The 15,073-nt window shown below is 73.2% G+C and carries 9 protein-coding genes; 8 read left to right on the top strand and 1 reads right to left on the bottom strand.

The window, feature by feature from the left end:
* Window positions 1–125 precede the first annotated feature (125 nt).
* The 7 genes from QIT00_RS00280 to QIT00_RS00310 all read left to right on the top strand — a co-directional run bounded on the left by QIT00_RS00280 (window position 126) and on the right by QIT00_RS00310 (window position 12,159).
* Window positions 126–503, top strand: a complete 378-nt coding sequence (locus QIT00_RS00280; protein WP_282532944.1) for an MGMT family protein — start codon at window positions 126–128, stop codon at window positions 501–503.
* A gap of 546 nt (window positions 504–1,049) precedes the next feature.
* Window positions 1,050–4,586 (top strand): ATP-dependent helicase, encoded by a 3,537-nt coding sequence (locus QIT00_RS00285; protein ID WP_408909681.1) that lies wholly within the window; start codon window positions 1,050–1,052, stop codon window positions 4,584–4,586.
* A gap of 132 nt (window positions 4,587–4,718) precedes the next feature.
* Window positions 4,719–5,417, top strand: coding sequence for a hypothetical protein (locus QIT00_RS00290; RefSeq protein ID WP_282532946.1), 699 nt, complete (start codon window positions 4,719–4,721; stop codon window positions 5,415–5,417).
* A gap of 126 nt (window positions 5,418–5,543) precedes the next feature.
* Complete coding sequence (locus QIT00_RS00295; RefSeq protein WP_282532947.1) at window positions 5,544–9,185, top strand: ATP-dependent DNA helicase; 3,642 nt, start codon at window positions 5,544–5,546, stop codon at window positions 9,183–9,185.
* 10 nt (window positions 9,186–9,195) lie between these two features.
* Entirely contained in the window at window positions 9,196–10,632 is a 1,437-nt protein-coding gene (locus tag QIT00_RS00300; RefSeq protein WP_282532948.1) for a dipeptidase, read from the top strand.
* 103 nt (window positions 10,633–10,735) lie between these two features.
* Complete coding sequence (gene nudC / locus QIT00_RS00305) at window positions 10,736–11,677, top strand: NAD(+) diphosphatase (protein WP_282532949.1); 942 nt, start codon at window positions 10,736–10,738, stop codon at window positions 11,675–11,677.
* Window positions 11,678–11,703: 26 nt separating this feature from the next.
* Complete coding sequence (locus tag QIT00_RS00310) at window positions 11,704–12,159, top strand: OsmC family protein (RefSeq protein ID WP_282532950.1); 456 nt, start codon at window positions 11,704–11,706, stop codon at window positions 12,157–12,159.
* A gap of 159 nt (window positions 12,160–12,318) precedes the next feature.
* Here QIT00_RS00310 and QIT00_RS00315 read toward each other — a convergent pair whose 3' ends face one another.
* The gene (locus QIT00_RS00315; protein WP_282532951.1) at window positions 12,319–12,561 is read right to left on the bottom strand and encodes a mycoredoxin; all 243 of its coding nucleotides are present in this window, start codon (window positions 12,559–12,561) and stop codon (window positions 12,319–12,321) included.
* A gap of 91 nt (window positions 12,562–12,652) precedes the next feature.
* Here QIT00_RS00315 and QIT00_RS00320 point away from each other — a divergent pair, with 91 nt between their 5' ends.
* Complete coding sequence (locus QIT00_RS00320) at window positions 12,653–14,929, top strand: ATP-dependent DNA helicase UvrD2 (protein ID WP_282532952.1); 2,277 nt, start codon at window positions 12,653–12,655, stop codon at window positions 14,927–14,929.
* The last annotated feature ends 144 nt before the right edge of the window (window positions 14,930–15,073 follow it).

The raw sequence follows: 15,073 nt of genomic DNA on the forward strand, positions 1-15,073 counted from the left end.
GACCCGCTGACAACAGGGGGCATCAGGGTGCATTCAGCCGTCGGACTGTGTCCCTGATACGCACACCCGGGGTTCACAGAACCATGCTCCCTCGCCCGCCCGGATTGTCGGTGGGGTGCGGCAATATGGGCCGGATGAGCGAGGAGAGCCTGCCGGAACTTCCGGACTACGCGGAGCGGGTGCTCCAGGTCGCGGAGCGCATCCCGCCCGGCCGCGTGCTGACGTACGGGGACATCGCGGAGTGGCTGGGCGAGGGCGGCCCGCGCCAGGTCGGCCGCGTGATGGCGCTGTACGGCGGGGCGGTGCCCTGGTGGCGCGTGGTCCGGGCCGACGGCCTCCTGCTGCCGGGGCACGAGCGGCGCGCCCTGGAGCGCTACCGCGTCGAGGCCACCCCGCTGCGCAGCACGGGCGCCGGTGAACAGCGCCTCGACATGAGGCGGGCGCGCTGGGACGGCGGGGATGGAGGGGATGGAGGTGATGGAGGGGGCGGAGGGGGCGGCTGAGACGGCGGGGACGGCTGAGCGGGGCGTCACAAGGGACAGCTTCCGGTATGCGGCGCCACCGCGGGTGCCTGCTGGACCGTACGGGCGACACGCCTCCGGCCTGTGGCGACGCGCCTCCGGCCTGTGGCGACGCGCCTCCGGCCTGTGGCGACGCGCCTCCGGCCTGTGGCGACGCGCCTCCGGCCTGTGGCGACGCGCCTCCGGCCTGTGGCGACGCGCCTCCGGCCGGAGGCGAGAGGCTCCCGGCTTGCGGCGAGAGGCTTCCGGCCTGTGGCGACGGGCTTCCGGTCGGGGGTGAGAGGCTTCCGGCCTGTGGCGACGGGCTTCCGGTCGGGGGCGAGAGGCTTCCGGCCTGCGGCGGGGCGGACGAAGCCGGGGAAGCGGCGCGTTCCGGTCGGCGACTGGCGTAGCGTCGAGCGCGGCAGTCACCGGACCGCCGCCGCGAACCGCCGCCACCGCTCGCGCGGCACGCGGCGGCCGTCCGACGACCACCGGGGCCCACGGCCCCTTCTCCACCCAGCACACCCACCAGGACCGGCGATCCACGTGAGCTCCTCTACTTCCGAACGGCGCGCTCCCGACGCATCCGTGCGTCAGGGGGGCACCCGTGCGTACCGACTGGTGCGTACTCCGCCGGTCAGAGTGGATCCCCCTCGTCTTGACGCACCACAGCGCGCGGTGGTTGACCATGCGGGCGGACCGCTGCTCGTGCTCGCCGGTCCGGGCACCGGAAAATCCACCACTCTTGTGGAGGCGGTCGCCGCCCGGATCGCCAAGGGCACCGATCCCGAGCGGATCCTGGTGCTCACGTTCAGCCGCAAGGCGGCGGTGGAGCTGCGCGATCGTATGGCGATGCGCATCGGCGGCGTCTCCGCCCCGCGGGCCACCACGTTCCACTCGTTCTGCTACGCCCTGGTCCGCGCCCACCAGGACGCCGAACTGTTCGTCGAACCGCTGCGGCTGCTGTCGGGACCCGAGCAGGACGTCGTCGTACGCGAGCTCCTCGAAGGCGAGATCGACCTCGAGAACAGCGGCCACGCGCGCGTGCGGTGGCCTGACGAGCTGCGCGCCTGCCTGACGACGCGCGGCTTCGCCGACGAGGTGCGCGCGGTCCTCGCCCGCAGCCGTGAGCTCGGCCTCGGCCCCTCCGCCCTCGGGGACTTCGCGCGCCGCACCGGCCGCCCCGACTGGGGTGCGGCGGCCGCGTTCCTCGCCGAGTACCTGGACGTCCTGGACGCGCAGGGGGTCCTCGACTACGCCGAACTCGTGCACCGCGCGGTGCTGCTCGCCCGCCAGGACGACGTCGCCGACCAGCTGGCCGCGCGCTACGACGCGGTCTTCGTCGACGAGTACCAGGACACGGACCCCGCGCAGGTACGGCTCCTCCAGGCGCTGTCCGGCGGGAGGCATACCTTGGTCGCGTTCGGTGACCCGGACCAGTCGATCTACGCGTTCCGCGGCGCCGACGTGAACGGCATCCTCGACTTCCCCGACACCTTCCGCCGGGCCGACGGCCGCCCGGCCCCGGTCGAGGTGCTCACGACGTCGCGCCGCTCCGGCTCCGCCCTCCTGGAGGCCACCCGCCGGATCACCCAGCGGATGCCGCTGCCGCGCCTGCCCGCCGAGCAGGTACGGCGCCACCGCGCGCTGCGTGCGGTCGACGAGGGCGGCCGACTCGACGTGTTCACGTACCCGACGCCGGGTGCGGAGCTGGAGAACGTCGCGGACATCCTGCGCCGCGCCCACCTGGAGGACGGCGTCGCCTGGTCCGACATGGCCGTGCTCGTCCGCGCGGGCGTCCGCATCCCGGCGGTCCGCCGGGCCCTGACGTCGGCGGGCGTCCCGGTGGAGGTCGACGGCAACGACGTGGCCCTGCGCGAGGAGCCCGCGGTGGCCCCGCTCCTGGAGGCCCTGCGCGCGGCGGCGGAGGCGGTCACGGCGACGGCTTCCGAAACCGGCACTACAGGGTCGCCCGACACAGAGAGGGAGTCCGGGGCCGGCACTACAGAGGAAGCGCCGGAAACCGGCACTACAGAGGGGGAGCCCGAAACCGGTACCACAAGGGGAGCGCCGGAGACCGGCACCACAGAGAAGCAGCCCGGAGGTTCCTCCGCCGACCCGGCCGCCGACCCGGACGGCGACCCGGCCGCCGACCCGGCCGCCGCCCCGGCCGCCGCCCCGGACGGCGGCACAACCGTCCCCTGGCTCAGCACCGAGCGCGCCCTCGCCCTGCTCTCCTCACCGCTCGGCGGCACCGACGCCGCCGATCTGCGGCGCCTCGGGCGGGCCCTGCGGGACGAGGAGCGCGCCGGGGGCAACCGCGTGCCGCCCCCGTCGGACGTCCTGCTCGCGCGCGCCCTGGCCGAGCCGGAGAGGCTCGTCGCGCACGATCCGTCGTACGCGGGCGGCGCCCGGCGCCTCGCGGAACTGCTGCGCCGTACGCGGCTGTTGCTCGCCGGCGGCGGCACCGCCGAGGAGGCCCTGTGGGAGTTGTGGAGCGGCACGCCCTGGCCGACCCGCCTCGAGCGCACCGCGCGGCGCGGCGGCGCCTCGGGCCGCAACGCCGACCGTGATCTGGACGCCGTCTGCGCCCTGTTCGCGACCGCGGCCCGTGCGGAGGAGCGCAGCGGCGGACGCGGCGCCCTGAACTTCCTCGGCGAGGTCGAGGCCCAGGACATCGCCGCCGACACCCTCACCAGGAGGGCGGTGCGCCCCGACGCCGTACGCCTGATGACCGCGCACCGCTCCAAGGGGCTGCAGTGGCGCCTCGTGGTCGTCGCGGGCGTGCAGGAGGGGCTGTGGCCCGATCTGCGCCGCCGCGGCTCCCTCCTGGAGGCGGACCGCATCGGCCGCGACGGCCTCGCCGAACCCCTCACGCCGGGCGCCCTGTTGGCGGAGGAGCGCCGCCTGTACTACGTCGCCGCCACGCGCGCGTGCGAGCGGCTCGTCGTCACGGCGGTGAAGGCAGCGGCGGACGACGGCGACCAGCCCTCCCGCTTCCTGACGGAACTCGGCGTCGAACCGCAGAACGTCACCGGTCGCCCGCGTCGCCCGCTGTCCGTCGCCGCGCTCGTCGCCGAGCTGCGCGCCACGACCGTCGACCCGCGCGTCTCGGACACCCTGCGCGAGGCGGCGGCCGAGCGCCTGGCCCGGCTCGCCGCGCTGCGCGACGAGGACGGCAGGCCGCTCGTGCCGACCGCGCACCCGTCCCGCTGGTGGGGCATGTACGAGCCCACGCACAGCGCGGTGCCCCTGCGGGAGCGCGACCAGCCGGTCGTCCTCTCCGGAAGCGCCCTCGACCAGCTCGCCAACACCTGCTCCCTGCAGTGGTTCCTGGGCCGCGAGGTGAAGGCCGACGCTCCCGCGACCGCCGCACAGGGCTTCGGCAACGTCGTGCACGTCCTGGCCGACGAGGTCGCCTCCGGGCGTACCCCGGCCGACCTCTCGGTGCTGATGGAGCGGCTCGACTCGGTGTGGGACGCGCTCGCGTTCGACGCCCCCTGGAAGTCGGCCCAGGAGAAGGAGCACGCGCGCGTGGCGCTCGAACGCTTCCTGCGCTGGCACGTCGACACCAACGGCACCCGTCCCGGGCGTACGCCGGTCGCCACTGAGCACGATTTCGACGTCACGCTGGAAGCGGGCTCCTATGAGGTGCGGATCCGCGGCTCGATGGACCGGGTGGAGGCGGACGCCGAAGGGCGCGCCTATGTGGTCGATTTCAAGACGGGCAAACAGGCGCCCACGGCGGCCGAGGTGGACCGCCATCCCCAACTCGCCGTCTATCAGCTGGCGGTGCGCGAAGGCGCCGTCGACGACGTCTTCGACGGGCAGAGACCCGAGCCGGGCGGCGCGGAACTGGTGCAGCTGCGTCAGCCCGCCGCCAAGAGGGACGGCGGCGAGGCGCTCCCCAAGGTGCAGACCCAGGACGGTCTGACCGGGCAGTGGGTGGGCGACCTGCTGGCCACCGCGGCCGGCAAGGTGCTCGACGAACGGTTCTCGCCGAGCACCGGCCAGCACTGCACGCACTGTTCGTTCCGGGCCTCGTGCAGCGCGCGGGCCGAGGGGCGGCACGTAGTGGAGTGAGCTTTCTCGCGGACCCGGGATGTTGCCGGGCGTGATCCATCCCACGCCCGGAGTGACCGGTTCCGCCTCATCGCCGACGTAAAGTCCACGTAAAGCACACCGCGACATCGGTACCCAGGAGGGGACATACACATGGCAGCCAATCGGAAGGTCCTGGCGACGGCAGTGGCCTGCGCGGCCGCACTCGTCAGCGTCACCGGCTGCTTCGGCGACAAGGACCCCTTCGAGGGCATGAGCGCCGACAAGATCGCCGACAAGGCGTCCAAGGCGACCAGCGGCGTCGACTCCGTGAAGCTCTCGGCCGAGGGCAAGCAGAGCGGCAAGGCCACCTCGATCGAATTCCAGATCGCCAAGGGCGGTGCCTGCAACGGCGAGATGAAGTCCGCCGACATGGGCAAGGTCGACATCCGCGTGATCGACAAGAACAGCTACATGAAGGGCGACACCGCCTACTGGAAGGGCACCCTCGGCGACGAGGCCACCGCCAAGAAGGTCGGCGACCGCTGGGTGAAGGTGCCCTCCGGCCAGAACGACGACATGTGCGACCTGAAGTCCCTCTTCAAGGAGGGCGACCTCAAGGGCGTCAAGCGCGGCGAGGACTCCGAGGTCGACGGCCAGAAGGCGGCCACCCTCACCAAGAAGAAGTCCGGCGGCGAGACCGTCACCTTCTACGTCGCGGCCGAGGGTGAGCCCTACTTCCTGCGCGCCGTCACCAAGGGCGGCGACGACCCCAACACCATGAACTTCACCGACTTCAACGACAAGGTCGAGGTCGAGGCCCCGCCGGCCTCCGAGATCGCCGACATGAAGGACCTCATGGCGGGTTCCTGACCCCGTGCTCGCGGGTTCCTGACCCCTGTGCTCACGGGTTCCTGACCCCCCGTGCGCTGAGCGATGCGGCGGCCGCCGGCTCCCGGGATGCCCGGGTTGTCAGTGGCCGCCGTTAGCCTCTCTGGAGTGTCCTCGCGTATCACTGATCCCGAGCAGCTCAAGGAGCTCCTCGGCATCCCGTTCACACCGGAGCAGACGGCCTGCATCGTGGCGCCGCCCGCCCCGCAGGTGATCGTGGCCGGAGCCGGCTCCGGCAAGACGACGGTGATGGCGGCCCGGGTGGTCTGGCTGGTCGGCACCGGCCAGGTCGCCCCCGAGCAGGTCCTCGGCCTCACGTTCACGAACAAAGCGGCGGGCGAACTCGCCGAGCGCGTGCGCACCGCGCTCATCAAGGCCGGAGTGATGGATCCGGACACGATCGATCCGGACGCCCCACCGGGCGAGCCGGTGATCTCCACGTACCACGCGTTCGCCGGGCGGCTGCTCACCGACCACGGCCTGCGCATCGGCCTCGAACCCAGCGTGCGGCTGCTCGTCGACGCCACCCGCTTCCAGCTCGCCGCGCGCGTGCTGCGCGAAGCCCCCGGCCCCTATCCGGCGCTCACCCGCTCCTTCCCCGACCTCGTCAGCGACCTCCTCGCCCTGGACGCCGAGCTCGCCGAGCACCTCGTACGACCGTCCCGGCTCCGCACGTACGACACCGAGCTGCTGCGCGTGCTCGACGGTGTGAAGCTCTCCAACGCGGAGCTGCGGAAGGTCCCCGAGACGGCCGCCGCGCGCCAGGAGCTCACCGAGCTCGTCGAGCGGTACCGCGCGGCCAAGCGCTCCGCCGACCTCCTCGACTTCGGGGACCAGATCGCCCTCTCCGCCACCCTCGCGGACACCCGCCCCGAGGTCGGCCGCATCCTGCGCGACGAGTTCCGCGTCGTCCTGCTCGACGAGTACCAGGACACCTCCGTCGCCCAACGCATCCTGCTCTCCGGCCTGTTCGGCTCCGGCACGGGGCACGCGGTGACCGCCGTCGGCGACCCCTGCCAGGCGATCTACGGCTGGCGCGGTGCCTCCGTCGCCAACCTCGACGACTTCCCCGAGCACTTCGCGCACGCCGACGGCAGCCCCGCCACGCGGTACGCGCTCAGCGAGAACCGCCGCAGCGGCGGCCGCCTCCTCGACCTCGCCAACGGCATGGCGGCCCCGCTGCGCGCCCTGCACGCGGGCGTGGAGGCGCTCCGGCCCGCGCCCGACGCGGTCGGCGCGGGCACGGTGCGGTGCGCGCTGCTCCCCACCCACGCCGAGGAGATCGAGTGGCTCGCCGACTCCATCGCGCACCTCGTCGCCATCGACAAGGAGCCCGGCGACATCGCGGTCCTGTGCCGTACGGCGAACGACTTCGCGCAGATCCAGGGCGCGCTCGTGGCCCGTGACATCCCCGTCGAGGTCGTCGGCCTCTCCGGGCTTCTGCACCTCCCCGAGGTGGCCGATCTCGTCGCCGTCTGCGAGGTGCTGCAGGACCCGGGGGCCAACGCCGCGCTCGTGCGCCTGCTCACCGGGCCGCGCTGGCGCATCGGCCCCCGCGACCTGGCGCTGCTCGGCCGCAGGGCCCGCCTCCTCGTGCAGCACACGCGCGTGGAGGACGATTCCGCCGACGCCGACCGGCGCCTCGCCGAGGCCGTCGAGGGCGTCGACCCGGCGGAGGTGATCTCCCTCGCGGACGCGCTCGACACGTTCCTCGAGGCGGACGGGCCGCAGGACCGGCTGCCGTTCTCCGCCGACGCGCGCGTGCGCTTCGCCCGCCTCGCCGCCGAGCTGCGCGACCTGCGCCGCTCCCTCGCCGACCCGCTCATGGACGTACTGCACCGCGTCCTCGCCACCACCGGACTCGACGTCGAGCTGTCGGCGTCCCCGCACGCGCTCGCGGCCCGCCGCCGCGAGACCCTCGCCAACTTCCTCGACGTCGCCGCCTCCTTCGCGGCGAACGACCCGTCCGCGTCCCTCCTCGCCTTCCTCGGCTTCCTGCGCACGGCCGAGCAGTACGAGAAGGGCCTGGACAACGCGCTGCCCGGCGGCGAGAACACCGTCAAGGTGCTCACCGCGCACAAGTCGAAGGGCCTGGAGTGGGACGTCGTCGCGGTGCCGGGACTCGTCACCGGAACGTTCCCCTCCACCCAGGGCCGCGAGAAGTGGACCGCCCGCTCCAAGGTGCTGCCGCACGAGCTGCGCGGTGACGCGGCGACGCTGCCCGACGTCGAGGCCTGGGACAGCAAGGGCATGAAGGCCTTCCACGAGGAGATGAAGGACCACCAGCGTACGGAGGAACTCCGCCTCGGATACGTCACGTTCACCCGCCCCCGCTCCCTCCTGCTCGGCTCAGGACACTGGTGGGGCCCGGCCCAGAAGCGCCCCCGCGGCCCCTCCGACTTCCTGCTCGCCCTGCACGACCACTGCGCCGCGGGCCACGGCGAGATCGAGGCGTGGGCGGACGCGCCTGAGCCGGACGAGGAGAACCCCGCCCTGCGCGAGGAGACCGCTGACGTCGCCTGGCCCCTGCCCCTGGACACCGCCGCGGCGGCCCGCCGCCACGCCGCCGCCGAGACCGTCCTGGCCCACCTGGACGCCCTGACGGCACACGACCCGTCCACGGCCGCCCCCGGCCCCCTCCCCGAGGACGACGCCTACGACCCGGAGTGGCCCCCGCCCCCGGACGAGGAGGACCCGTACTCCGAGGACCCGTACTCCGAGGACCTCCACTCGGAGGTCCCGTACGAAGAACTCCCCCCGGAAGAGCCCGATTTCGGCCCTGCGGAGGAGGACGATCCGGCTGCCTGGGACACCTGGACGCACACCCGCCCGGAGATCCCCCACCAGCACGGCGAAACCACCCCGCACGCGCGCGCTGTGCCGCAGCGGCGGGCGCCCGCGTCGCCGTCCGGCCTCACGCCGGAGGAGGAGCGCGCCGTCGCCTCCTGGGACAAGGACCTGGCGTCCCTGACGGCCGAGCTGCAACGCGCGCGTGCGGGCGTGCGGGACGTGCCCGTTCCGCTTTCGCTCACTGCCTCCGAGGTGATGCGGATGGCCGCCGACCCGGACGCCTTCGCGCAGGAGCTGGCGCGCCCGATGCCCCGCCCGCCGCAGCCCGCGGCCCGCAGGGGCACCCGGTTCCACGCCTGGATCGAGTCCCGCTTCGAGGCCCTCGAACTGCCGATGCTCGACCCGGACGAGCTCCCCGGCGCGGACGCCGAGATCGCCGACGAGCGCGACCTGGAGACCCTCAAGGAGGCCTTCGAGCACACCCCGTACGCGTACCGCACCCCGTACCGCGTGGAGGCGCCCTTCCAACTGGCCATCGCCGGGCGGGTGATCAGGGGCCGCATCGACGCGGTGTACCGCGCGGACGGCTCCGGTCCCGGCGACGGCGCCGCCACCTCGTACGAGATCGTCGACTGGAAGACGGGCCACGGCGGTGCCGCCGACCCGTTGCAGCTGGCCATCTACCGCCTGGCCTGGGCCGAGCAGCACGGCCTGCCGGTGGAGGCGGTGAGGGCCGCGTTCGTCTTCGTCCGCACCGGAAAGACCACCTACCCGGAGCGGCTGCCAGGCCGCGCGGAGCTGGAGCGCCTGCTCGCCGGACCGGACGCCGCGGAGGCCGACGACCGGGCCACCGCGCAGCACGGCGAAAACCGGCACCACGCGCGCGAGGCGGGCGGCCGCGGCCGGCCGGGCCGAGGCCCGAGGGGGGACGCCGACCGGACGAGCTCGGCGTCCGGCTAGGCTCAAGAGCATGAGCTGCACCCCGGACAGCGCCGTCCGCGCGTACATCGAAGAGCACCGCGCCGCCTTCCTCGACGACCTCGCGGAGTGGCTGCGCATCCCGTCCGTCTCGGCCCAGCCCGAGCACGCCGACGACGTACGCCGCAGCGCGCACTGGCTGGCCGACAAGCTCAAGCACACCGGCTTCCCGACCACCGAGGTCTGGGAGACGGCAGGCGCCCCCGCCGTCTTCGCCGAGTGGCCCGCCGCCGAACCGGACGCCCCGACCGTCCTGGTCTACGGCCACCACGACGTCCAGCCCGCCGCCCGCGAGGACGGCTGGCATACCGACCCCTTCGAGCCGGTGATCGACGGAAACCGGCTGCACGCGCGCGGTGCCGCCGACGACAAGGGCCAGGTCTTCTTCCACACCCTGGGCGTCCGCGCCCACCTCGCCGCCACCGGGCGCAGCACCCCGGCCGTGCACCTGAAGCTGCTGATCGAGGGCGAGGAGGAGTCCGGTTCGCCGCACTTCCGCGCGCTGGTCGAGGAGCGGGCCGAACGCCTCGCGGCCGACGCTGTGATCGTCTCCGACACCGGCATGTGGTCCGAGACCACCCCCACGGTGTGCACGGGCATGCGGGGCCTCGTCGAGTGCGAGGTCGCCCTCACGGGCCCCGACCAGGACATCCACTCCGGCTCGTTCGGCGGCGCGGTGCCCAACCCGGCGACAGCCGCCGCGCGCCTGGCCGCCGCCCTTCACGACGAGCACGCGCGCGTGGCGATCCCCGGCTTCTACGACGGGATCGTGCCGCTCACCGACCGCGAGCGCGAACTCTTCGCCGAGCTGCCCTTCGACGAGCAGGAGTGGCTGCGTACGGCCAAGTCGCACGCGGCGCACGGCGAGGACGGCTACTCGACGCTCGAGCGGATCTGGGCCCGCCCCACCGCCGAGGTCAACGGCATGGGCGGCGGCTACCAGGGCGCGGGCGGCAAGACGATCGTGCCCGCCTCGGCCTTCCTGAAGCTCTCATTCCGGCTGGTGGCCGGGCAGCGCCCCGACCAGGTCGAGCAAGCCGTACGCGCGTGGGTGGCCGGTCAGGTCCCCGCCGGGATCGGGCACGGCATCACGTTCTCCGGCGCCACGCGCCCGTGCCTGACGCCGCTCGACCACCCCGCTCTGCAGTCCGTGTCCCGCGCCATGGGGCGCGCTTTCGAGCAGCCGATCCGCTTCACGCGCGAGGGCGGATCCGGCCCCGCGGCCGACCTCCAGGACGTCCTGGAGGCGCCGGTGCTGTTCCTCGGCATCTCCGTGCCGTCCGACGGCTGGCATGCCCCCAACGAGAAGGTCGAGCTCGACCTGCTCCTGAAGGGCGTCGAAACCACCGCCTATCTGTGGGGCGATCTCGCCGCGACCTGGCCCGCGCAGTCGGTGCCCACGACCCCCGAGGGGCCCGCCCCGGACTGATCCCGCCGCCCGTGACGCGCGGGCCCATGCCCCACGCCCGCCGTCACCGCCGTACCCGTACTGTGCCGAACAGCCCGTTCCACCGGGGGAGTTGGAAACACCTGTGACCACCTGGACCGACCGCACCGCTGACCGGCCCCTGTCGCTGGCAGCGCCCAGCGGCATCGACCGCGCCGCCCACCACCGCCTCGACGAGGCGTGGCTGGCCGCCGCCTGGAGCCACCCGACGACCCGCGTCTTCGTCGTCTCGGGCGGACAGGTGCTGATCGACGACACCCCCGACGGCCGCACCGAGCTCGTCACGACGCCCGCCTTCGAGGCGCCCGTCACCGAGACCCACCGCTACTTCCTGGGCACCGACGACGAGGGCGTGAGCTACTTCGCGCTCCAGAAGGACTCCCTGCCCGGCCGCATGGACCAGTCGGCGCGGCCCGCGGGCCTGCGGGAGGCCGGGCTGCTCCTGTCGCCGCGGGACGCGGGCCTCATGGTGCACGCCGTGGCCCTGGAGAACTGGCAGCGCCTGCACCGCTTCTGCTCGCGCTGCGGCGAGCGCACCGTCATCGCCGCCGCGGGCCATATCCGCCGCTGCCCCGCCTGTGGCGCCGAGCACTACCCGCGCACCGACCCGGCCGTCATCATGGCCGTCACCGACAAGGACGACCGCATCCTGCTCGGCCGCCAGGTGCACTGGCCCGAGGGGCGCTTCTCGACGCTCGCGGGCTTCGTGGAGCCGGGGGAGTCCATCGAGCAGTCGGTCCGCCGCGAGGTCTTCGAGGAGGCCGGCGTCACCGTCGGGGACGTCGAGTACGTGGCGAGCCAGCCCTGGCCGTTCCCGTCCAGCCTGATGCTGGGCTTCGTCGCGCGTGCCACCTCCTCGGAGATCGACGTGGACGGCGAGGAGATCGAGGAGGCCCGCTGGTTCTCCCGGGACGACCTCGCCGCCGCCTTCGAGTCCGGCGAAGTCCTGCCGCCGTACGGCATCTCGATCGCCGCCCGCCTCATCGAGCTCTGGTACGGCAGGCCGCTGCCCCGGCCCGTACCCTGATCAAGGTCGCAGAGAAGGGCGCCGCCATGGCCGACTACCGCATCGAGACCGTCCGCACCGGCTACCGCCAGTGGACCGCGCGCAACGACCGCGGCGCCGAGGTGCGCATGGCGGTCGCCGACGACGAGGCGGGCCAGCCGTCGTTCACACCGGTGGAGCTGCTGCTCGCCGCGCTCGGCGGCTGCGGCGGCCTGGTCACGGACCGCACCGCGCGCGCGGTGGACCACGAAGACCTGCGCATCGTCGTGGAATCCGTCTCCACCCCTGAGGACGACGGCCGCATCGGCAAGGTCCGCGTCAGCTACGAACTGGACATCCCCGCCGAAGCCAACGGCGGCCGCGCCGCCGAGGTCTTCGCCCGCGGCGTCCGACTCACCCACGAGAAGCACTGCACGGTCAGCCGCACCGTCGAGCACGGCGCGCGCGTGGAGGCGATCATGCCGGACGGCTCGGTGGGCTTCGCCGCGGGCGGCGAGGACTGACCTCAGGACACCTCGGGACACCTCGGGACGCCTCGGGGCATCCGGGTGGCCTCAGGGCCCAGGCCCGGGGCGTACAGGAAGACCCCCGCTCCCCGAAGGGAAGGCGGGGGTCTCCGAGAAGCCGGAGCGCCGGGTCGGGCCTGCCAGGCGGCACGGACCTCAGACGCCGACCTTCTGCTTGACCTGGGCCAGCGACGGGTTGGTCAGCGTCGAGCCGTCCTCGAACAGCACGGTCGGAACCGTCTGGTTTCCGCCGTTGGCCTTCTCGACGAACGCCGCGGAATCCGGGTCGTGCTCGATGTTGATCTCCTTGTAGGCGATGCCCTCGCGGTCCATCTGGCCCTTGAGCCGACGGCAGTAGCCGCACCAGGTGGTGCTGTACATCGTCACAGTGCCCGGCATGTCTCCAGCGCTCCTCATTACTCGTCCGATGCGTGGTCGCACCAGACCGAACGTACGCGAAGCAGCCACCATTCCCGTATTAGTACGACCAATGCTTCACGCCTGTGGACAACCGGCTCGCCCGCCTCCGCGAACCTGGCAGCATGGCGGGGTGACAGCAGCAACGCACTCCACTCTCTTCTCGCAGGCACCGGGCGCCGGCCAGTACGCCCCGGTGCCGCCGGACGCGGACGCCGTGCTCGAAGGGCTCGACCCCGAGCAGCGCGCGGTCGCGACCGCCCTGCACGGCCCGGTGTGCGTGCTGGCCGGAGCCGGTACGGGCAAGACGCGTGCGATCACCCACCGGATCGCGTACGGAGTGCGGGCCGGCATCCTGCGGCCCGACAGCGTCCTGGCGGTCACGTTCACCAACCGCGCCGCGGGCGAGATGCGCGGCCGCCTCCGCCAGCTCGGAGTGAGCGGCGTTCAGGCGCGTACGTTCCACTCCGCCGCCCTGCGACAGCTCCAGTACTTCTGGCCGAAAGCCGTCGGTGGCGAGCTGCCCCGCCTCCTGGAGCGGAAGGTGCAGCTGGTCGCCGACGCTGCCGCCCGCTGCCGCATCCGCCTCGACCGCAACGAACTGCGGGACGTCACCGGCGAGATCGAGTGGTCCAAGGTCACCCAGACCGTCCCCGGCGACTACGCGGCCGCCGCGGTCAAGTCCGGCCGCGAGGTCCCCCGCGACCCCGCCGAGATCTCCCAGGTCTACGCGACGTACGAAGAGCTGAAGCGCGACCGCGGCGTCATCGACTTCGAGGACGTGTTGCTCCTCACCGTCGGCGTCCTCCAGGACCGGTACGACATCGCGGAACAGGTCCGCGCCCAGTACCAGCACTTCGTGGTGGACGAGTACCAGGACGTCAGCCCGCTCCAGCAGCGCCTCCTGGAGCTGTGGCTCGGCGAGCGGGACAGCCTGTGCGTGGTCGGCGACGCCAGCCAGACGATCTACTCCTTCACCGGCGCCACCCCCGACCACCTCCTGGACTTCCGCAACCGCCACCCCCAGGCCACGCTGGTCAAGCTGATCCGCGACTACCGCTCGACGCCCCAGGTCGTCCACCTCGCCAACAGCGTCCTCGCCCAGGCCCACGGCCGTGCCGCCGAGCACCGCCTGGAGCTGGTCTCCCAGCGCGAAGCGGGCCCGGACCCGAGCTACACGGAGTACGGCGACGAGCCCTCGGAGGCCGAAGGCACCGCCCGCCGCATCCGCAAGCTCCTCGACTCCGGCGTCCCCGCCAGCGAGATCGCGGTCCTCTTCCGTACGAACGGCCAGTCCGAGCTCTACGAACAGGCGCTGGCTGACGCGGGCATCCCGTACCAACTCCGAGGCGCCGAGCGGTTCTTCGAGCGCACCGAGGTGCGGGAGGCGGGCGCGGCCCTGCGCGGCGCGGCCCGCTTCGGCGGCAACGACGCCCTGCTCGACGACGCGGTGGACGTGCCGTCCCAGGTCCGCGCCGTGCTGTCCACGAAGGGCTGGACGAACCAGCCCCCGGCGGGGTCCGGTGCCGTGCGGGACCGCTGGGAGTCCCTGGCCGCCCTCGTGCGCCTCGCGGAGGACTTCGCCCGCGCCCGGCCGCAGGCGACGCTCGCGGACCTCGTCGCCGAGCTGGACGAGCGGGCGGGTGCCCAGCACGCCCCGACCGTCGAAGGCGTCACCCTGGCCTCGCTGCACGCCGCGAAGGGCCTCGAATGGGATGCCGTCTTCCTCGTCGGCCTGACCGAGGGCATGCTCCCCATCGCCTACGCCAAGACCGACGAGCAGATCGAGGAGGAGCGCCGCCTGCTCTACGTCGGCATCACCCGTGCCCGCGCGCACCTCTGCCTGTCGTGGGCGCTGGCCCGCTCGCCGGGCGGCCGTGCCTCCCGGCGCCCGAGCCGCTTCCTCAACGGCCTGCGCACGGGCTCGGCCGCCGCGGCAGCTCCGCGCACGTCCTCGGTGGCCGGCGGTGTCGAGCGCGCTCCGGCCCGCAACCGCAAGCCCCGCGGCCCGGTCCTGTGCCGCGTCTGCGGCCGCACGCTCAGCACCGCGGGCGAGATGAAGCTGATGCGCTGCGAGGACTGCCCCTCGGACATGGACGAGGGGGTGTACGACCGCCTGCACACCTGGCGCGCCCACGAGGCGGCCGAGCTCGGCCAGCCCGCGTTCTGCGTCTTCACGGACAAGACCTTGATCGCCATCGCCGAGCAGGTTCCCGAGTCCGAGGCCGAGCTGTCCCGCATCCCCGGCGTCGGAGCCCGCAAGCTGAGCCGCTTCGGAGCCGATGTTCTGGCCATCTGCGCAGGTGAGGAGCGTCCGCTCGAACTTGGAGGAGCAGACGACGCTGACTGATGCAAACTCGTCGAAAAAATAGTTTGCGTACGCCGCAGCAATCCCCATAGGTTCTTAACCACGGAAACAGCGGCTTCTCCGAAGCCCTGGTTCCGTGCTGTACTTAAACCTTGTACGCCAGCGGACCGGTTCGCGCCGGTTCCC

It is taken from the genome of Streptomyces luteolus (assembly GCF_029968015.1).
In the GTDB taxonomy this organism is placed as follows: domain Bacteria; phylum Actinomycetota; class Actinomycetes; order Streptomycetales; family Streptomycetaceae; genus Streptomyces; species Streptomyces luteolus.